This is a genomic window from Anoxybacillus sp. B2M1 (assembly GCF_001634265.1).
Lineage (GTDB): Bacteria > Bacillota > Bacilli > Bacillales > Anoxybacillaceae > Anoxybacteroides > Anoxybacteroides rupiense.
In genome coordinates this window covers 1494529-1514415 of sequence record NZ_CP015435.1, presented here as the reverse complement: position 1 = coordinate 1514415, position 19887 = coordinate 1494529, and the positions used below count along the sequence as shown (strand labels likewise).

Genomic DNA, 19887 nt, shown 5'->3' with positions numbered 1-19887 from the left:
GATGATCCGAAACGTTTTGGAAACGAAAACCAAAACGTTTCGGATTTGGCGTATGGATCTCCAAAACGCTTTCAAGCAAGAGGAGGCATCAGTGAATGGAATATCGAGTGATTAAAGAGAATGAGCTATTTCTGTTAACGGATCAAAAAGGGAATATCCCAGAAAATCATCCGTACGGTCTAGGATTGTACATAAAAGATACGCGTTTTTTGAGCAAATGGGATTTGCGAATCAATGGCGAAGAGCCTGTGCTGCTTTCGTCCGATGCAGCGGAAAACTATGCAGCGACGATTCTGCTCACAAATCCGCATATGGAGAAAGGTGGAGAATTGATTTTATGGCGCGAGTCGATCGAAATAGAAAGGAAACGATTTATTTATGAAAATGTTCTTTATGAAGTCGTGAAATTAAAAAATTACTATCCAAAGCCAGTGACCTTCGATTTGAACATCCAGGTTGATGTTGATTTTGCTGACATGTTTCTAGTGCGCGGATTCCAAACAGGAAAAGTGGGGACACGTACAGGCCAAACAGTCGGAGAACGCTCGCTTATGTTCCACTATGAGGGGGAAGACGAGCTTACACGAACCACCAAAATTAGTTGGGATCGTCAAGAAAAGGCCGCTTTTGAGCATGGAGACATCGCATTTCGTTTTTCTCTCCAGCCTGCGGCTGAAGAAACCGTAACATTTATTGTGCAGCCGCAAATCGGTCAAGAAGCGGCCAACGAGGTCCTTCATCCAGATGAGGCGCTGCGGCGCTTAAAGTGGTCTTATCAACAATGGCAGGAAAAAATTACAGAAATAGAGACCGATTACGAACCGCTGCAACGTCTTGTTCATCGTGGTATTAACGATGTGCGGGTGTTGTTGACCGATTTAGGATACGGACCGTTTCCGGTGGCAGGATTGCCTTGGTTCGGGGTTCCTTTTGGACGCGATAGTTTAATTGCGGCGCTACAGTTGCTTGCTTTTAATCCGGAAATTGCCAAAGGCACTCTTTTGACTATGGCTCGTTATCAAGGAACAAAGCTTGATCCATGGCGTGATGAACAACCGGGAAAAATTATGCATGAGATTCGGTTTGGCGAGTTGGCCAACACCAATCAAATTCCGTTTACGCCGTATTATGGAACGATTGATGCCACCCCGTTATTTCTTGTGTTATTAACAGAATATGTGAAATGGACGGGAGATTTGGCCATTGTTGACCAATTAAAAGAAAATGTTGATGCTGCCCTCGCTTGGATCGATCAATACGGCGATCGCGATGGCGACTTGTTTGTTGAATATCATCAAGAATCAAGCAAAGGAATTGCCAACCAGGGATGGAAAGACTCCGGTGACTCTATTGTGCATCGCAACGGCGAATACGCAAAATCTCCTATTGCTCTCGCAGAAGTACAAGGATATGTTTATCAAGCGAAAAAAGGGCTTGCTGATATTTTTGAAAAATTGAATGAGGGAGAACGTGCCGAAAAACTTCGCCAACAGGCGAAGGCATTAAAAGACAAATTTGACGAGCAGTTTTGGATGGAGGATGTCGAGTTTTATGCTATGGCGTTAGATGAGCAGAAACAGCAGGTTGGCACCATTACTTCGAATCCGGGACACGTTTTGTTTGCCGATATGCTTAATCAAGATCGGGCAGACGCCGTTGTCCGCATGCTCCTGTCTCCGAAAATGTTTTCTGGTTACGGAATTCGCACAATGGCGAAAGGAGAAACGGGATATAATCCGATGAGCTACCATGATGGAAGCATCTGGCCTCATGATAACAGTATCATTTTACTCGGATTGAGCAAATTGGGGCGGCGAGACGCAGCAGCATTGATTATGAGCGGGCTGATCGAGGCGGCTAAACATTTTGAATATGATCGTTTGCCGGAATTGTTTTGCGGTTATGACAAATCATTTGGCAAGCCTGTGAAATACCCCGTGGCTTGTTCGCCGCAAGCTTGGGCGGCAGGAACTCCGCTTGTCTTTATTCAAGCATTGCTTGGCTTGTTTCCAAATAGCTTAACAAAAGAAATTCGACTATCACCAACTTTGCTGGATTCGATGAATTTTTTAAAAATAAGCAATATGGCGATTGGCGATGGACAGCTGTCCATAACGGTGGTGCGGGAGCAAGGAAAAATGAACGTTTACGTTCATGAAAATACAACCGGCTACGATCTTGTTTTTGTTTCTACATAAGGAAGAGTCTTCTCTTCCTTGTAGATATGATCATTTTATTTAAGAAAGGGGTTTTTAAACATGAAGGGGAAAAAATTAGCCACCATTGCGATGACTTCATTATTAGTTGGAAGCGCTTTATCAGGGTGCAGCAGCGGCAATGAAAAGGCTGGAAGCGGCAAAGAAAGCACAAACAACAATGGGAAAGTGGAAGTAACGCTTGCTGGATGGGGAGGAAATCCAGCAGAGCAAAAGCTGCTTCAGCAGACGCTAGATGAATTTGAAAAAACCCATCCAAATATTAAGGTGAAATATGAAGTGATTTCAGATCAATATATGGATGTGATTAAAACACGTCTTGTGGGTGGAGAAGGGCCGGATGTTTTTTATCTTGATGCTTTTGAAGCCCCTGCTTTAATTGAAACGGGAGTGCTAGAGCCACTTGATTCTTATGTAACCAATGATTTTGATATAAACGATTTTGAAAAGCCGTTGCTTGATGCGTTCAAAGGAAAGGATGGAAAAATTTATGGGTTTCCAAAAGGATATTCAACACTCGCCTTATTTTATAACAAAAAAATGCTAGATGAAGCTGGTGTGGAAGTACCACAAACATGGGATGAATTAAGGGAAGCTGCGAAAAAATTAACAAAGGGGAAGGACGTATATGGATTTGGAGTGATGCCGGAATTAGCTCGCCTTTACTACCTCGCAGAATCAAAAGGCGGAAAGGTAGTCACTGATAATAAAGCAAGCTTTGCCGATTCAAAAGTAGTGGAAGCGCTTCAACCAATTGTGGATATGCATCTTAAAGACCGATCGACAGCAGAGCCTAAAGAAGTGGGAGCGAGTTCAGGCAGTGAAATGTTTGGACAAGGAAAAGCAGCAATGGTGATTGAAGGAAACTGGGCTATCCCATTTTTAGATGAAACCTTCCCGAACTTAGAGTACGGAACAGCTGAAGTGCCAACATTGGATGGAAAGAAAGCGACGATGGCATATACAGTGGCCTATGTTATGAACAAAGACGCGAAGAATAAAGAAGCAGCATGGGAATTACTTTCCTTTTTAACCGGAAAAGAAGGAATGAAAATATGGACAAGTAAAGGATTAGAGCTTCCATCACGCAAATCTGTCGCTGCTGAGCTTGGATTTGACAAAGATCCATTGCGCGCGCCAATAGTGGCAGGAGCTTCTTATGCAACCGTGTGGCAAAACGGGACGAACCTGCCAATTATTATGAACAACTTTAATAACCAATTTGTCAGTGCATTTTTAGGCGACCGCTCTTTGAAAGAGGCTTTAAAAGAAGCTCAAGAAACCGCTAATAAAGAAATTAAAGGAAACGAATAAAGGAGGTAGCTGATAGAAGAGCTTTCTTCTATCAGCTACCTGCGTTATATAAGATCGTGATAAAAAGAATAGCGTTTAGGGGAAAAGTCAACGGAATTTCCTTCATTTAAGGAGAGGAATGAATATGAGAAAAAAAGCGTGGCGAGAAGCGGGCGCCGCCTATGCCCTGCTTTCACCAACACTGTTTGTACTGCTGTTATTTATTATCGGCCCGATTTTGTTTATCGTTTTTCTCTCATTCCATAAAGTGCAGTTGCTTGGTGCCACTTCCTTTGAATTTGTCGGGATTGACAACTTTAAAAGAATGGGTGGGGATTTGCGTGCGAAAATTGCCCTATGGAATACCGTTAAGTACGTCATCATTGTAGTGCCTTGTCAAACCGTGCTTGCTCTTATATTAGCAGCTACGTTAAACGCAGGGTTAAAAGGACAAAAGTGGTTTCGCATTATTTATTTTTTGCCGACACTAACTTCTTCGGCGGTCTTAACGCTCATTTTTATGTGGATGTATAATCAAAACGGCTTAATTAATCATGTGTTGGCAGCGATCGGGCTTCCAACCTACAATTGGCTTGGAGATCCGAAAGTGGCACTGAGCGCCATTATGGCGATGAATATTTGGTCGACCGCTCCGTATTTTATGGTCATTTATTTGGCAGCGCTGCAAGATATTCCTGATTCGCTTTATGAAGCAGCTGAGTTGGATGGAGCTAACGCTTTGCAAAAATTTTGGTATGTGACGGTGCCCTATTTGCGTCCGGTGACCTCGTTTGTCGTTATTATGGGACTTATTGGCACGTTTCAATTGTTCGATCAATCCTATATTTTTTCAGCGGGTTCAGGAGGTCCAGATAATTCGACACTCACCATTGTGCTTCTCATTTATCAATATGCGTTTAAAACATTAGGGACGATGGGATATGCTGCAGCGCTCGCCTTTATTTTAGCGCTCATTATTTTGATGGCGACATGGTTGCAGCGAAAATTTTCAAAAGAGGAGTCTCTTTACTAAAGGAGATGGGTGCGATGAAGAAAAAAATCGGGATAGCCAAAGGATTGTTATACATTATTCTTGTGCTTTATGCTGTAGCGACGATGCTTCCGTTTTTATGGGCGCTTTCTTCTTCGTTTAAAACGCTTGAGGAAATTGTAAGTGGAACGGTTTCTTTTATTCCTAAACAGTTTACGCTTGAGAATTATCGGCAAATTTTTGTTGAACAGGAAATGTTTCCGCGATGGCTGCTTAACAGCGTGATTGTTGCGGCAGCCGTTACCGTTTTGAATTTGTTGTTTAATTCAATGGCGGGCTATGCGCTCGCGCGGTTGCGATTTCCGGGCAAAAAGCCTCTTTTTGTGATTATTTTAGCCGTATTAATGATTCCTGCACAGGTGACGCTGATTCCCAATTACCTTATCTTAAAGTGGTTTGGATGGCTCAACTCGTATCAAGGGATGATCGTCCCGACGATGATGAATGCTACCTTTATTTTTATGATGCGCCAGTTTTTTATTAATTTTCCAAAGGAATTGGAAGAAGCGGCGGCATTGGACGGCCTTAGCCGGATTGGAACCTTTTTTCGGATCGTGCTTCCGTTAGCGAGGCCCGCTTTAGCGGCACAAGCCATTTTTGTGTTTATGGGGTCATGGAATGATTTTATGCGTCCGCTTATTATTCTTTCTGATCCAGCAATGTTTACCTTGCCGCTTGGCTTAAACAGCTTTAAAGGACAGTATATTAGCTATTGGAATTATATTATGTCAGCATCCATGGTGTTCACCTTGCCCGTGCTTCTCATTTATATCTTTTTTAATCGTTATTTCATCAAAGGAATATCATTTACAGGTGGAAAATAGCGCACACATTGATTTTCCATTATTTTACTTAAAAAACAGAATGATATCGCTAAACTTCAACAGAAAAGCGAGGAATATTGGATAATTAACCCGCCTGAGCGCATAGATTGAAATGCTGATCTTAAGAAAGAAGAAATGTCATCGATGACGTGTATAGAAAGCTTCACAGATGTTCCATTCTATACATGTATCGAAAAATCTTCTTTAATAAGATCAGCTTTTTTGTTTTGAAAAAATTTACAGAATGTCATGATAATTGAAGGAGATGCTAAACGTGTATGAATCCATTTAGCGCATAAAGGGGGAATAAAGGACGTACGAATGATGAAAGCTTTGAGAAAATCAACTTCTTCCTTTACTATAGCTTCACCATAGATGCCGTTTAGCATTGGTATGTATCTGTTGTTTTTCCGGCTATTGAATGATGAACTAACGAATCGCTGTACAGATCTATGAGTGGGGGCAGCCTTGTTTGGCTTTTTGTCATGCCTAGAACGGGGAAGGATCAACAGGATCGCCTTAGGGGCGTCTATATCCATCATTAAGCTGGTACATTTCCTAAAAGGCAGGCTATAGAAAGAAATACTTCTCATTGTTATTGTCCGCTGTTTTTATAACAGAACTACGAGGTTTTGCCACACAATAAGGCCATTCACCATGAGAAAAGAAGTGGATAATCTTTGCTCCATCATGCTGAAAAGAGGTGGAGAGGATGACGGGAGTGCCTAAGTTTATATACAGCATTTCCAATCATCGAACTCGAACGAATAAAAATGCAAAAAACGCGTTCATATGAGCTAATCATTTATATATTAATGTAAGGTAGGAATGTTATATGGAATGGATAGAGCAGTTGTCTCAACAAGATAAAAATGTGAAAAGAGAAGGAGAAGAGTCAAAAGGAAAAAAACTGGCTATTATATCCTTGTCATCGATTCCCTTAGTCATGACATTAGGGAATTCGATGTTAATTCCTGTTTTGCCGACTATGGAGCGAGAATTGGCGATTTCATCCTTTCAATCAAGCATGATTATTACCGTGTACTCCATCGTGGCTATTATTTTAATACCGATTGCTGGATATTTAAGCGATCGTATTGGACGGAAGAAAGTCATCATTCCAAGTTTAATTTTAGCGGCGATTGGTGGCCTTGTTTCCGGATGGGCCGCCTGGAAAATGGATCATTCGTATATGTTTATTTTAATCGGTCGAATGCTTCAAGGTGCAGGGGCAGCTGGAGCAGCTCCGATCGTTTTGCCCCTTGTTGGCGATCTGTATAAAAATGAAAGCGAAATGAGCAGCTGTTTAGGGACGATTGAGACAGCGAATACATTTGGGAAAGTATTGAGCCCGATATTAGGTGCTTTTCTTGCTGGGTTTAGTTGGTTTTTCCCTTTTTTTTCATTTCCGATTTTTTGTGCGATTTCTATTGCGCTTATGCTATTTTTTATTAAAACTCCGCGCAAGTCTCAAGAACCTATGCCGTTCAAACAATTTTTACATGAGATGAAAGGAATTTTTCAGAGGGAAGGTCGTTGGCTTTATGCCATTTTTATGATCGGCGGAATTTTAATGTTTGCTTTATTTGGCGTCTTATTCTTTTTATCGAGTATGCTTGAGAGCCGTCATCATATGGACGGGGTAAAAAAAGGATTTGCGCTTGCTTTGCCGCTTGGGGCGCTTTGCATCGCTTCATTTCTTACCGGAAAGAAAATTGAAAAGAACAAATTATTGATGAAGTGGCTTACCTTTGCTGGGGTATCGCTCCTAGCCATCGCTACATTTTTATTAAGTTTTTTTGAAAATATTTGGCTTCAATTAACCATTTTCTTTTTAAGCGGCATTGGGATTGGTGTTGCCTTACCTTGTCTAGATGCGCTCATTACCGAAGGAATTGAGAAAAAAGAACGAGGAACCATCACTTCGATTTATAGCTCGATGCGCTTTATCGGCGTGGCTTCAGGCCCGCCAGTCGTTGCCCTATTAATGAAGAAATCAACGGATATGATGTTTTACGTATTAGCTGGTTTATGCGTGCTGGCCAGTGTGGTGATTGTGGCAGGAATAAAACCATCAAAGAAAGGAGAAAACGCATGATGCAAGCGGTTACTTATCAAGGCATTAAAAACGTACAAGTGAAAAATGTACCTGATCCGTCTATTGTCAAGGATGATGATATGATCGTACGAATTACAAGCACGGCTATTTGCGGCTCTGATCTGCATCTTATCCATGGAATGATTCCGAATATGCCGCATGATTTTGTCATCGGTCATGAACCGATGGGCATTGTAGAGGAAGTCGGTCCAGGAGTAACGAAGGTAAAAAAAGGGGATCGAGTCATTGTGCCATTTACGATTGCCTGCGGCCAATGCTGGTATTGCCGTCATGGATTAGAAAGCCAATGCGATACATCGAATCAACATGGAGATGCTGGCGCTTATTTTGGCTATTCTGAAACGTTCGGCGGTTACGCAGGGGGACAAGCGGAATATTTGCGCGTTCCATTCGCTAATTTTACCTCTTTTGTTGTCCCGCAAGATTGTGAACTTGAGGATGAAAAGCTGTTATTTTTATCCGATATTATTCCTACAGCCTTTTGGGGTGTTGATGAAGCCGGAGTAAAGGACGGGGATACGGTAGTTGTTCTCGGCTGCGGCCCTGTCGGACTGTTGACGCAAAAATTTGCTTGGCTAAAAGGAGCCAAACGAGTGATTGCGGTTGATTACATCGGCTATCGCTTGGAGCATGCACGAAATGTGAATCGGGTGGAGACCATTAATTTTACTGAATATGAAAATGTGGGAGAATATATAAGAGAAATCACAGGCGGCGGAGCGGATATCGTGATTGACTGTGTCGGTTTAGATGGCAAAAAGACGGTGCTTGAGATGGTTGAATCTGCATTAAAGCTGCAAGGGGGAGCGATGGGAGCCATTGTCATTGCTACACAAGCGGTTCGCAAAGGCGGCACCATTCAGCTAGTAGGGGTCTATGGCTCGCGCTATAATCAGTTTCCGCTTGGGGATTTATTTGCCCGCAATGTTACTTTAAAGATGGGACAAGCACCTGTGATTCACTATCTTCCGACTTTATATCAGTGGATTGTGGAAGAAAAATTCGACCCTACCGACATTATTACCCACCGTTTGCCTTTAAAGGATGCGGCGCACGCGTATGAAATTTTTGATGAAAAGAAGGATGGCTGCATTAAAGTCGTACTCAAACCATGATGACTAAAATAAAAAAGGATCTCCAAGCAATAGAGGAGATCCTTTTTACATGATCCACCGACAAGTCTCCGACCTCTTAACGGAGTGGAGGTGGGTGTTGGCAAGCACTTTTCTTGGTTCGCATTCGGCTTCGTTCCTTGCCTCATGAGGGAAAATGGCAATGAATTCACGATCTTTAAAATGAGAGTAGACAAAGTCTATTTTAACTTTGTCTACCACTTAGAAAGATCTCCAATCAATGATAAGGAGCTCCTGCTTAATTAAAGAAAAGGTCAATCTTGTCCATAGCTTGTGTCAATGCTTGGATGCATGAACGGAACGGATTGCGGCCGCTTTTTTGCTTCCAGTAGCTCGCGGTTTTCCGGTGTATTCCAACCGATATCATTGGTTGGATGCACCCATTCCTCTCCGGACATGACGCTTGGATCCACTTCATCGCTCCATTGATTCAACGGAGAATGAGGGGAATTGTATTTGCTGTCGCCGATAATGACTCCATATTGATTCACAAATGGCGGTTTCATTTGAATGCCTGTTCCTTTAAAAGAAGGGGCATGAATTTGATGAGGAAGCGTTTCATCTAAAATGGGTGATTCTAATTTGCTGTCTTTGTCCATATTTTTCACCTCTATTATAGTTTGAACCCGTCGCAAAATATTATGAATAAAACAAACAGCTTTTACGAAAAGTAAAGAAAAAAAGGGATGTGTCATGAACAATACTGCCTTTCCTGTAGCCCATTTGCGGGACGATTCATTGAAGAAATTACAGCAGCTTGAAAAATCGCTGCGGGAGGAAACAGGAGAAGAGATTGTCCTTATTGCATACAAGCATAAGAAAAAATAATGGAGGCCTAAGGATGAAACGAAAAGTCAAGGAAAATGCAGCCAAAAACAATAACAAAACCCCAACGGAAAGCTTGCCCGAATCGGAAGCTATTGCGTAATACGCAAGCGATGAACCGATGATTCGCGGGGCTAACCGCAATTCGAAAAAAGGAATGCAAGGCGAATGAACAAGAAAAACCAAGAACATAGCCGTATGGACAATCGCAATCAAGAGGAGTTTGCCTTTGAAACAGGAGATTTCAATGCACAGCAAATACTGGCGCTAATGGAAGAAATGAAGAAGTCAAAAAAGAAAAAGTAGGGAAAGTTCCCTACTTTTTTAATGTCGATGAAAATAATGACAATGGAGCGGAGAAAATCATCGTTTGCAGCTTAATTGGATCAAAATAAGCAATCATCACGGTCGGAGTGTAATGGATTTCTTTTGTTTCCAAGTAATGTCCAATATCGATTGAAACCAATTCCATAATCGTATGCTTAAATAAATCTTTTTCGTCTAAATGGAGAGACATAAAAGCTTCTCCTAAAATGGACGGCTGTTCAAGAAGAGAGCGATAAAGAGCAGCGCGCCGTTCTTTGTCTGTTTTTTCCTCCCACCAAGGCTTCCGCGGCTTATGCTTCTGGTTGCGCAAATAATCATACTTCATCAATGCTTCAACCACCGAAAGATCTTCACAGGCTTTTTCCTGCAAAAATTGATGAAGACGACGGAATAAATCTTCGAGCTGATGGCCGATGCGTCCCCAGCCTTGTTCATCCCAATAGGTCCCAAACTCTTGAAAGAAATCAAAAGGTGTAGAAAACGTATGGGTGACTAAGTATTCGATTGTTTCATCCATCCGATGGGCATTCCAATATTTTTCTAATACATCTTCTACTTGCTTGATGCGGATGATTTCAGCAAATGACAAAACATGATTTTGTAATACTTCATATGGTGCGTGATCCATAAATACATATCCGTATTCAGCAGCGCGCAGGCGCAATCCGGTGCCGCGCAGCATTTTTAAAAATCCTAACTGCAGCTCTTCTGGACGAAGCGCGAACACATCATTAAATGTATTTCGGAAGGAGGTGTAATCTTCCTCAGGCAATCCAGCGATTAAATCGAGATGCTGGGCAATTTTTCCTCCCTCTTTTACCATCGTTACTGTGCGAGTGAGCTTGGCGAAATTTTGTTTTCTCATCACGAGCTTATTTACTTCGTCATTGGTTGACTGAACGCCGATTTCAAATCGAAAAAGACCCGGCGGCGCATGTTGATTTAAAAACTCAATGACTTCTGGACGCATAATGTCAGCTGTAATTTCAAATTGAAACACGGTTCCGGGAACATGCTCCTCAATAAGAAATTGAAACATGTCCATCGCATAGCTGCGGCTTATATTAAAGGTCCGATCGACAAATTTAATCGTGCGCGCCCCATGCTTCATTAAATAGCGAATATCTTCTTTCACTTTTTCCTTGTCAAAATAGCGAACACCTACTTCAATGGACGATAAACAAAACTGACAGCTGAATGGACAGCCCCTGCTTGTCTCAATATAAGTAATGCGCTTGGATAAATGCGGAATGTCCTCCGGAAAACGGAAAGGAGAAGGCATTTCCGCTAAACGGATTTTGTTTCGTTGAGGATTGATGACGATTCGTCCTTCTTGACGAAAGGCGAGTCCGTGTACCTGATTAAAATCGCGCTCTCCATTCATTTGCGCCAGAAATTGTTTAAACGTTTCTTCCCCTTCCCCGATGACGATAAAATCAAATTCGGGAACGGTTTCGAGCCACTCGCGGACATCATACGATACTTCAGGTCCGCCGACGACAATCGTAATGGTAGGATCAATTTTTTTCAGCATTTTCACGACTTTAATGGTTTCTTCAATATTCCAAATATAACAGCTAAAACCGATAATATCCGGTTTTTTTCGATAAAGATCTGTCACAATATTCATCGCCGGATCTTTAATGGTATATTCCGCAAGCTGGATGGTAAACTCTGGTTCAGCATATGCTTTTAAGTAGCGAATCGCTAAATTTGTATGGATATACTTAGCATTTAATGTCGCACAGATGATATTCATAGGCAAAAACTCCTTTATTCACAACATTCTAAGCAATGCTTACAGCTTAGCCTATCGCGACTGTTCATTAATCAATAAGAATTTCAATAGATCAGCGTTTAAGTCTCAAAACAACACTCTAATATACCACAGTTTTGTCAAAAGATAAATGAAAAAAACAAAAGCAGCATATATTGGTGATAAAAGAAAAAAGCAAATATCAGCGCAACTTGACAGTTAAAAACAAAATATCCCTTTTATTGAATATTAATAGGAATTTTTTCGAAAACAATGGAAGGAGTACCCTTTTTTATAGCGAATATAATTGAATATTATGCCGTTATGGGAGAAGGAGAGGTGCTAATGGTGAATAACAGCCTTTCTCATCGGGAAGAAGAAGATTTAATGATTAACGTCAGGTCGTTAGAAGAAGAAAATAGACGCCTGAGAGAACAGCTATGCGGGTATTCCATTATTTTTGAAAGATCACTAGATGCGATCGTGATTTTTAATAAAAACGGTGAGTTTGTAGAGGTGAATGAGGCAGCGTGTCAGCTGTTTGAAATGGACAAGGGAGAACTGGTGGGGAAATCGTTTACCTTGTTTCTTGATTTGGTTCCCCCAGACATTTTAGCATTTCAGCAATCCATGTTACATAAGTTTGGCTCCTTTAGCGATGAATTGCTGATTAAGCTAGCGAACGGGAAGATCAAACACATTGAATTTTCGATGAAAAAAGATGCATTCAACCACTTTGATTTAGCCATTATGCGTGATATTTCGGCGCGAAAAGCGCTGGAACGAGAACGAATCATCAACGAGTTTTTATTTAAGGATGTATTTAATCGCGCAGTAGACAGCATTATCATTTTCGATGAATTCGGGCGGTTTATTGATGTAAACCCCGCTTTTTGCATGAGCTTAAATTTAGAAAAAGCCAAGCTGCTGAATTTGTCCTTCCAGCAATTCGTTGCACCAGAATGCAAAGACGATTTTGTTCAGCTTTTAGTTGAACTAAAAGAAAAAGGAACGGCGAAGGGAGAACTGTCGTTTATCCGGTTTGACGGAACGGTCAAAATGTTTGAATTAACCATGACATCAAATGTATATAGCGGATTTTATATGGCGATTATGCGCGATGTCACGGAAAAGAAAAATATGGAGATTAAGCTCCAAAAAAGCGAAGAGCGATTCCGTGCGATGTTTGAACAAGCGCATGAGGCGATTTTAATTTGGAACGACTATGGACACATTGTCAATGCCAATCCTGCTGCAAGCCGAACGTTCGAGCTGCCGCTCAATTTGCTCATAAGAAGAAATTTGCTTGATTTTATTGACTATCGCGACGAAAAGGCACACCATGTGTTTGAGCTTTTCCGGAAAACGGGCGAAATTCGCGATGAACTAACCTTTCATATGCCGAATGGAGAGGATAAGCAGCTTGAGTTTACGATGAAGCAGGGAGTTATTGACGGCTTCCATTTGGCTATTTTCCGCAACGTCACCGAAAGACGCAAAATGGAAAAAGAACTGCAAGAGAGCGAACAAAAATTTCGCAGCATTTTTGATCACTCGATGAATGGCATTCTGCTTTGGGGAGAGGGGTATCGTATTTTGGATGCGAACCCAATCGCTTGCGAAATTTTTCAAGCAACAAAGCAGCAATTAATTCATGAGCCGTTTGTCCACTGGGTCCCGGAAAAAGAGCAGAAGGTGTTTTATAAATTGATTAAGCAGTGCGAGCAATTTGGCAAAGCTTATGCAGAAATGACTCTGTTAACAAATAAGGGAGAGCAACGAACAGTTGAAATTTCATTAAAAAGGGAAATTATTCCTAATGTTGGTATGATGATGCTGCGGGATGTGACTGAGAGAAAAGAACTGGAGTGGCAGCTTCGTAAATCAGATACGCTTAATGTGGTGGGTGAGCTGGCAGCAGGAATTGCTCATGAGATTCGTAATCCAATGACAGCATTAAAAGGATTTATTCAGTTGTTGCAAGGCAGCATTAGCGAAGATTACTCCATGTACTTTGATGTGATTATGTCTGAGTTAAAGAGAATTGAGTCCATTATTACCGAGTTTCTTGTGCTCGCAAAACCGCAAGCCATTCAATACCAGCAAAATGATGTTTGCAAAATTATGAAAGATACAATTGATTTAATTAGCGCTCAGGCGATGATGCATAATGTGCAAATTATCCCTGACTTTGCCGAAGATTTGCCGTATATTTACTGCGAACCGAATCAGCTTAAGCAAGTATTTATCAATATCTTAAAAAATGCCATTGAAGTGATGCCAAAAGGCGGAGAAATACAGGTGCGCATTCAAAGAGTGGATCGCCAATCGATTCGCGTTTCCGTCAAGGATCAAGGATGCGGTATTCCTCAGGACAAAATAAAAAAGCTAGGTGAACCGTTTTATACGACTAAGGAACGTGGGACTGGACTTGGGCTGATGGTTAGCTATAAAATTATTGAGGAGCATCAAGGAAAAATTGATGTGGAAAGCGAAGTGGGGACAGGCACGACTTTCCATATTACGTTGCCGATTGAAAGAACAGAAAAAGAGGGAGATCATGAAGTTAGAATACAATGTTTATAGCTCCAAAGAGCTAGGAGATTTGTATATTGTCTCAGACGGGGAAGCCATTGTGAAAATCGAGCTATTTGCTGACGACTGGGAAGAATTGAGCAGCAACCACGAAATGGTGAAAAGCGATTCTGAGTTGCTGCAAACGGCACTTGAACAAATGGATGAATATTTCCGAGGAAAGCGGAAAAGATTTCAGCTTCCATTGAAATGGAAGGGTACACCGTTTCAAGAAAAGGTATGGCAAGCGCTTTGCGAGATTCCATATGGCGAAACGGTAAGCTATAGCGAGATTGCTGAGAAAATTGGAAATCCGAAAGCGGTAAGGGCGGTCGGCCAGGCGAACCGTTCTAATGAGCTTGCCATTGTAGTTCCGTGTCACCGCGTCATTGGCAAGAATCGCTCATTAACCGGCTATGCGGGAAGTCGAACAGATATAAAAGAAAAGCTGTTAAACTTAGAGCAAAGCTATGCTAGAGAATAAAAAAACTAGAAGCAAAAATCGCTTCTAGTTTTTTTTATTCATGATGGAGAGTGACAATCATATTTAATGTTCCTTTTTCTACAATATTGACAGGAACAACAATCGCTTTTTGAAACCCTTTTACATTCGCTTCTCCTACAAGCAAAGTGGGAGGAGTGATGTCCATCATCATTTGCTGGCTCGATGCATGTGTCGCCAATTGGCCAGCGATCATGTTTCCTAACTCGCATGTAAATGATTCGAGCATTTCTCCCTCTAGCATCATTCCATACATGAGTTGACTGATTTGCGCAAAAAGATCATTCGTTCCTGCGATGACTAACTGCCCATGAATTTGTCCAGTCATTCCAATCAGCACGGATAAAGATGAGCGGATTGAACTAGCATGGTACAAAGCCGGTTTTTCAATCTCAACCCCCGTTGGAATTACCGTTTTGATCGAATGAATGGCACTGTTTAATAAATGAGTAAGAGTTGTTGCTGTCGTCATCCGCTTGTTCCCCCGTTCATAAGACAAATGCGCTAGTAATTTTATCATATCACAAATTTTCATATAAGCCGATGGGGAAACATTCCTATTTCTTTTGGAGATGTGAGAGCGCTAATGCCCCTACTAAAATCGCTCCCTTAATAATATCTTGGGCATAGTATGGGACATTCATCATGGTTAAACCGTTTAAAAGTACACCAATTAAAATGGATCCGAATAAAGTGCCGATAACGTTTGGTTTCCCTGCGCCGAATACGGAAAAGCCGATATAGGCAGCGGCCACTCCGTCCATTAAAAAGGAGGCTCCGGCAGAAACTTGTCCGGTTCCGATTCGCGAGGCAAGGACGATACCGCCAAGTGCTGCGAAAAAACCGCTAATGACATATGCATATGTTCGATAGCGGTGGACTGGAATTCCCGAAAGTCGGGCAGCTTCCCGATTTTCTCCTGTCATGTAGAATAAACGGCCAGGCTTTGTATAGGTCAGAAAAACATGGGAAGCGGCCACAATGAATAACATGAGTAATACAGAGAATGGAATGCCGCCTATTTCTCCTTGACCGATAAATAAAAAGGAGGGAATAAACTTTCCCGGTGCCGTTCCTCCGTCTGGAAGGGGCATGTCATTGTAGATGGAAAACCCTTTTGTATAAGTCAGATGCACCCCATTGATGGCATACATGGTTGCCAGTGTTGCCAGAAGATCAGGGAGCTTTAGTTTGACAATGAGCAACGAATTTAATAGGCCCACTGCTATTCCTAATAAAAGCGGAACGAGAAGAGTGACCAAAATTTCTTGTCGATATAAAACGAGAGAAGCTGCACTCGCGATTGTGGCGAGACTGACCGTTGAACCGACGGATAAATCAAAGCCATCGACAATAAGAGAAAATGTAATGCCAATGGCTACGAGTGTTACAATCGAAATGGACCGCAAAATATCACTAAAATTTTCATACGTCAAAAAACGATCAAGCGTCATGCTGAAATAAGCAATGACAACTAGAATGGCAAGCAATGTTCCGTGTTTATATAGAAAATTAAGAGGAGATCGCTTTACGGTTGAAAGCGTTGTTGTTTGTACTTGTGCCATTTTCTTCGCCACCTCCGCTGCTGTAATAGATTAGTTGTTCATATGTTGCTTCTTCTGCCGTAAAACGCTGTACAAGCTGTCCATCAACCATGACATAGATTGTATCAGCGATATCGAGCAGCTCTTGAAATTCGTTTGTTAAATATAGAACGGCTTTCCCTTGCTCGGCCAGGGAGCGAATAATCGCAAACACCTCTGCTTTTGCGCTCACATCAATGCCTTTTGTTGGTTCATCAAAAATAAAAACCTCGCCGCCTGTTTGCAGCCATTTGCCAATGACAATTTTTTGCTGATTGCCGCCGCTTAGTTGCTTGACGATGGCTTGCTGGGAGGAAGGCTGGATATGGAGTGTATCGATGAGCTGCTGAGCCCTTTCTTTCTCCTGTTTTCTAGAAATCCATTGCCATTTTGCTAGTGATGATAGTAAACGGACGGTTAAATTGGTGCGAGTCGTTTCGCTCATAAAGAGTCCTTGCTTTCGCCGTTCTTCAGGAATAAAGCACATGCCGGCAGCAATCGCTTCTTTTGGTGAAGAAAACGTATGACGCTTTCCATGAATCAACCATTCCCCGGTTGTTTTCGTATGGGCAAACAGGCTTTCGGCTAGCTCTGTTTTTCCTGCCCCCACCAATCCGGCAATTCCGACAATTTCCCCTTTGCGAATTTGCAGGTCAATCCTCGTGTTTGTTTTCGGAATTTGCAATTGCTTGACTTCAAAAAGGATGTCCTCGCCGTATGTGCGTCGCTCTCTTTCTTTTCGTTGCTGAGTCCGTCCAACCATATGATAAATCATCTCTTCGATTGACAGCTGGGCAGCATCACCTTGATGGACGACGGAACCATCGCGCAGGATGGTTACCTGATCGCAAATTTCCTTCACCTCTTTGAGCTTATGAGAAATATAGATAAAGGAAACGCCTTGATTTTTTAATTGTTTCATAATCGAAAAAAGGCGTTTTGTTTCTACTTCGCTTAAGGCGGCTGTCGGTTCATCCAGAATAATGTAACGGGCGGAAGAGAAAAGCACTTTCGCTAGTACAATAAGCTGTTTTTCATGCAGCGTACACTCGTGAATCCGTTTATCAAGCGGAAGCGATAGCCCGATTTGCTGCAATACTTGGGCTGCCCGCTGCTTTTGCTTTTTCCATGAAAGGAATGGATGGTGGGCGGCATGGACCAAATCATCAGCCACAATATTTTCATAGACTGTTAAAAAGGGGAATAGCGCTGTGTCGACTTCTTGAACCACTAAGCCAATGCCGGCCTTCTTGGCGGCCGCCGGATTTGGAAAGTTGACGTCTGTGCCGTCGATCGTGATGGTTCCCTCATTGGGTTGAAGATCTCCAGCTAAAATTTTCATTAATGTACTTTTTCCGGCTCCATTCATTCCTAAAAGGGCGTGAATTTCCCCTTTTTTCACATGGAAATTCACGCCATTTAATACGGTCACGCGATCGAACGATTTATAAATATTGTTCATGACAAGCCCGCTCATTTTGTTTTCCCCTGTTCTTCTAATGTTTTCATCCATGGAGAGAGGGCGACGTTGGATTGACCCCAGACCGTAATGTATTGATGCAAATCTCCCATTGTTACTTGCTGATTAGGCAAGTCTGTCTTTTTCACCAGATGTGGCTCGAGAGAATAAATGCTTGGCGTTTTCTCACCTGCAATTTTTTGATAAGCAAACCGTACTTGGACTCGGCCGACTTCGGCAGGGTCAGTCGCGGTTGTTGCTACCCATGGACTGTCTGGCTGCTGAATCATTTGCAAATCTTCATCGCTTAAATCAATGCCGTATACTTTGATTTCGGTACGGCCCGCCTGTTGAATGGCTCGTGTGGCTCCTTTCGCAAATTCGTCCCATGTAGCGAATACAGCATCGATATCGCCTTTGTTCGGGTATTTTTTCAAAATCGCTTCCATTTGCGTTTGTGTGTCTAATGCTGTATTAGAGCTGGCATTGCCGAATTTGGCAATTTCTTTAATGTTTGGATACCGTTTTTTAAATGCGTCATAAATGACATAACGCCGTTCCATTGGTGTAAAACCACCGACCCAGATGGTAACCATTTTTCCTTCGCCATTTAAATCTTCTGCTAATGTTTTTAATGTTTTCCAAGCAAGGCTATAGTCATCTTGGTCAATGACGGTTACGCCGGGAATATTTAAGTCGTTGTCAAAAGCGACGACAGGAATGCCTTTGGCCACCGCTTTTTCAACAGGCCCTTTTAATGCGTCGGCTCGTCCGTGGTCCAAAAGGATGGCATCGACATTTTGCGTGATTGCAGTTTCTACGTATGAAGCCATTTTCGTTAAATCGTTATCAGCATTGTAAACTTGTACTTCTCCACCAAATTTCTGCACTTGATCTTTTACGCCAGCAATATATTGAGAGGAGAAGGTACCGATCGAAAATTGCATAATGGCCGCAATTTTAATGGGCTTTTTTAATTGACTTGGAATAGCTGCCTGCTCAGCGGAAGCGGATTCATTGGCTGTATTGTTTGTCGCCTGCTTTTCCGTGTTTTCCTGTTTGGCCGCTGGTTTAGAGCTTACAGCATCTTGTTCATTGGTGCAGCCTCCGAGCATGATGCCGAATAATAATAGGATTGCCAACCAAAATGTTTGTCGTTTTTTCATCGCTTGATTTCCTCCTTAAACAAAGCCGTCAGCACGCTTTCATAATGGCCGCTTATGATTCCTTTTTCAGTAATAATAGCTGTAATCAGCTCGTGAGGCGTCACATCAAAAGCAGGATTGTATACTTTTACTCCAGGAGGAGCGATTCGTGTTCCTGCCAGCTCGGTTATTTCTTCAGCCGGACGCTCTTCAATCGGAATATCTGCCCCTGTCTTAGTCGATAAATCAATAGTGGACAGGGGAGCCGCTACATAGAAAGGAATGTTGAATGCTTTAGCGAGCAATGCCAAGCCAAATGTACCGATTTTATTGGCGGTATCTCCGTTTGCGGCAATGCGGTCAGCACCGACGATGACAGCTGTAATATCTTTTGTCTTTATAGTTTGTGCTGCCATATTATCAGTGATCAGCGTTACATCAACGCCTGCTTGCATGAGCTCCCATGTCGTCAGCCGCGCGCCTTGCAAAATGGGTCTTGTTTCGCAAGCATAGACATGCAGACGAATTCCTTGTTCTTTCGCCAAATAAAAGGGAGCAAGCGCGGTACCATACCGAGAAGTAGCGATTGATCCAGCATTGCAGATGGTTAAAATGCGATCTCCCTCTTGAAAAAGAGAAAGGGCATGTTCACCGATGGAGCGACATGTGTTCTCATCTTCACTTTGAATACGGACTGCCTCATGAACCAATGCTTTTTTGGCATCGGCGACAGACGAAACGTTTGCAATGCTGGCCATCAAGCGGTCGAGCGCCCAAAATAAATTGACGGCTGTCGGTCTGGCACTTGCCAAATAATCACGATCCTTTTTCAGAAGGTTGCGAAAATCTTCGAGAGAATTCGTTTGATAGCTTTGTGCCGCTAATGCAAGGCCGTATGCAGCTGTGATGCCAATCGCTGGTGCACCGCGAACCTTCAATGTGGCAATTGCCTCCCACACGGATTGGATATCTTTTAATTCTAAATATTCAGTCTTATTTGGTAGCTTTTGCTGATTTAAAATGGTCAAATGTGTGTGATTCCATTCAACAGAACGCGGAATGGAGAGCAATGAATCCATA

General features: G+C 42.3%; 17 protein-coding genes. 10 read left to right on the top strand and 7 right to left on the bottom strand.

Features of this window, described 5'->3' with window-relative positions:
* The first annotated feature begins 95 nt into the window (after window positions 1–95).
* The 6 genes from GFC28_RS07285 to GFC28_RS07255 all read left to right on the top strand — a co-directional run bounded on the left by GFC28_RS07285 (window position 96) and on the right by GFC28_RS07255 (window position 8618).
* Window positions 96–2198: an amylo-alpha-1,6-glucosidase gene (locus tag GFC28_RS07285; RefSeq protein WP_044746737.1), complete on the top strand. Its 2103-nt coding sequence runs from the start codon at window positions 96–98 to the stop codon at window positions 2196–2198.
* 60 nt (window positions 2199–2258) lie between these two features.
* Entirely contained in the window at window positions 2259–3530 is a 1272-nt protein-coding gene (locus GFC28_RS07280; protein WP_044746736.1) for an ABC transporter substrate-binding protein, read from the top strand.
* Window positions 3531–3654: 124 nt separating this feature from the next.
* Entirely contained in the window at window positions 3655–4542 is an 888-nt protein-coding gene (locus tag GFC28_RS07275; RefSeq protein ID WP_231883431.1) for a carbohydrate ABC transporter permease, read from the top strand.
* A gap of 14 nt (window positions 4543–4556) precedes the next feature.
* On the top strand, window positions 4557–5384 hold the full coding sequence (locus GFC28_RS07270; RefSeq protein ID WP_044746734.1) for a carbohydrate ABC transporter permease: 828 nt from the start codon (window positions 4557–4559) through the stop codon (window positions 5382–5384).
* A gap of 835 nt (window positions 5385–6219) precedes the next feature.
* Window positions 6220–7482 carry a bacillibactin exporter BcbE gene (locus GFC28_RS07260; RefSeq protein WP_044746732.1) on the top strand — a complete coding sequence of 421 codons (1263 nt, stop codon included), beginning with the start codon at window positions 6220–6222 and terminating at the stop codon, window positions 7480–7482.
* Window positions 7482–8618, top strand: a complete 1137-nt coding sequence (locus tag GFC28_RS07255; RefSeq protein ID WP_044746782.1) for a zinc-dependent alcohol dehydrogenase — start codon at window positions 7482–7484, stop codon at window positions 8616–8618. Before GFC28_RS07260 ends, GFC28_RS07255 begins: the two co-directional genes overlap by 1 nt.
* A 272-nt stretch (window positions 8619–8890) precedes the next feature.
* On the opposite strand, the gene GFC28_RS07250 is transcribed toward GFC28_RS07255, so the two are convergent.
* Complete coding sequence (locus tag GFC28_RS07250; protein WP_044746731.1) at window positions 8891–9235, bottom strand: DUF3905 domain-containing protein; 345 nt, start codon at window positions 9233–9235, stop codon at window positions 8891–8893.
* A gap of 94 nt (window positions 9236–9329) precedes the next feature.
* On the opposite strand from GFC28_RS07250, the gene GFC28_RS19965 reads away from it, so the two are divergent.
* On the top strand, window positions 9330–9464 hold the full coding sequence (locus GFC28_RS19965; RefSeq protein WP_255357493.1) for a hypothetical protein: 135 nt from the start codon (window positions 9330–9332) through the stop codon (window positions 9462–9464).
* A 165-nt stretch (window positions 9465–9629) separates the two neighbouring features.
* Window positions 9630–9767: a hypothetical protein gene (locus GFC28_RS19485; protein ID WP_172798644.1), complete on the top strand. Its 138-nt coding sequence runs from the start codon at window positions 9630–9632 to the stop codon at window positions 9765–9767.
* 10 nt (window positions 9768–9777) lie between these two features.
* On the opposite strand, the gene GFC28_RS07245 is transcribed toward GFC28_RS19485, so the two are convergent.
* Entirely contained in the window at window positions 9778–11547 is a 1770-nt protein-coding gene (locus tag GFC28_RS07245; protein ID WP_044746730.1) for a B12-binding domain-containing radical SAM protein, read from the bottom strand.
* A gap of 342 nt (window positions 11548–11889) precedes the next feature.
* On the opposite strand from GFC28_RS07245, the gene GFC28_RS07240 reads away from it, so the two are divergent.
* A complete protein-coding gene (locus tag GFC28_RS07240; RefSeq protein WP_044746729.1) occupies window positions 11890–14130 on the top strand; it encodes a PAS domain S-box protein in 2241 nt (746 codons plus the stop codon).
* Window positions 14105–14602, top strand: coding sequence for a methylated-DNA--[protein]-cysteine S-methyltransferase (locus GFC28_RS07235; protein ID WP_044746728.1), 498 nt, complete (start codon window positions 14105–14107; stop codon window positions 14600–14602). The genes GFC28_RS07240 and GFC28_RS07235 overlap by 26 nt, the downstream gene beginning before the upstream one ends.
* A 34-nt stretch (window positions 14603–14636) precedes the next feature.
* On the opposite strand, the gene GFC28_RS07230 is transcribed toward GFC28_RS07235, so the two are convergent.
* From GFC28_RS07230 to mtnA, 5 genes are all read right to left on the bottom strand, one after another.
* Window positions 14637–15092, bottom strand: coding sequence for a chemotaxis protein CheX (locus tag GFC28_RS07230; RefSeq protein WP_044746727.1), 456 nt, complete (start codon window positions 15090–15092; stop codon window positions 14637–14639).
* An 85-nt stretch (window positions 15093–15177) separates the two neighbouring features.
* Window positions 15178–16185, bottom strand: a complete 1008-nt coding sequence (locus GFC28_RS07225) for an ABC transporter permease (RefSeq protein WP_044746726.1) — start codon at window positions 16183–16185, stop codon at window positions 15178–15180.
* A complete protein-coding gene (locus GFC28_RS07220) occupies window positions 16133–17680 on the bottom strand; it encodes a sugar ABC transporter ATP-binding protein (RefSeq protein ID WP_044746725.1) in 1548 nt (515 codons plus the stop codon). Before GFC28_RS07220 ends, GFC28_RS07225 begins: the two co-directional genes overlap by 53 nt.
* Complete coding sequence (locus tag GFC28_RS07215) at window positions 17677–18828, bottom strand: sugar ABC transporter substrate-binding protein (RefSeq protein ID WP_044746724.1); 1152 nt, start codon at window positions 18826–18828, stop codon at window positions 17677–17679. Before GFC28_RS07215 ends, GFC28_RS07220 begins: the two co-directional genes overlap by 4 nt.
* Window positions 18825–19886: an S-methyl-5-thioribose-1-phosphate isomerase gene (gene mtnA / locus GFC28_RS07210; protein ID WP_044746723.1), complete on the bottom strand. Its 1062-nt coding sequence runs from the start codon at window positions 19884–19886 to the stop codon at window positions 18825–18827. The genes GFC28_RS07215 and mtnA overlap by 4 nt, the downstream gene beginning before the upstream one ends.
* Window position 19887 lies beyond the last annotated feature (1 nt).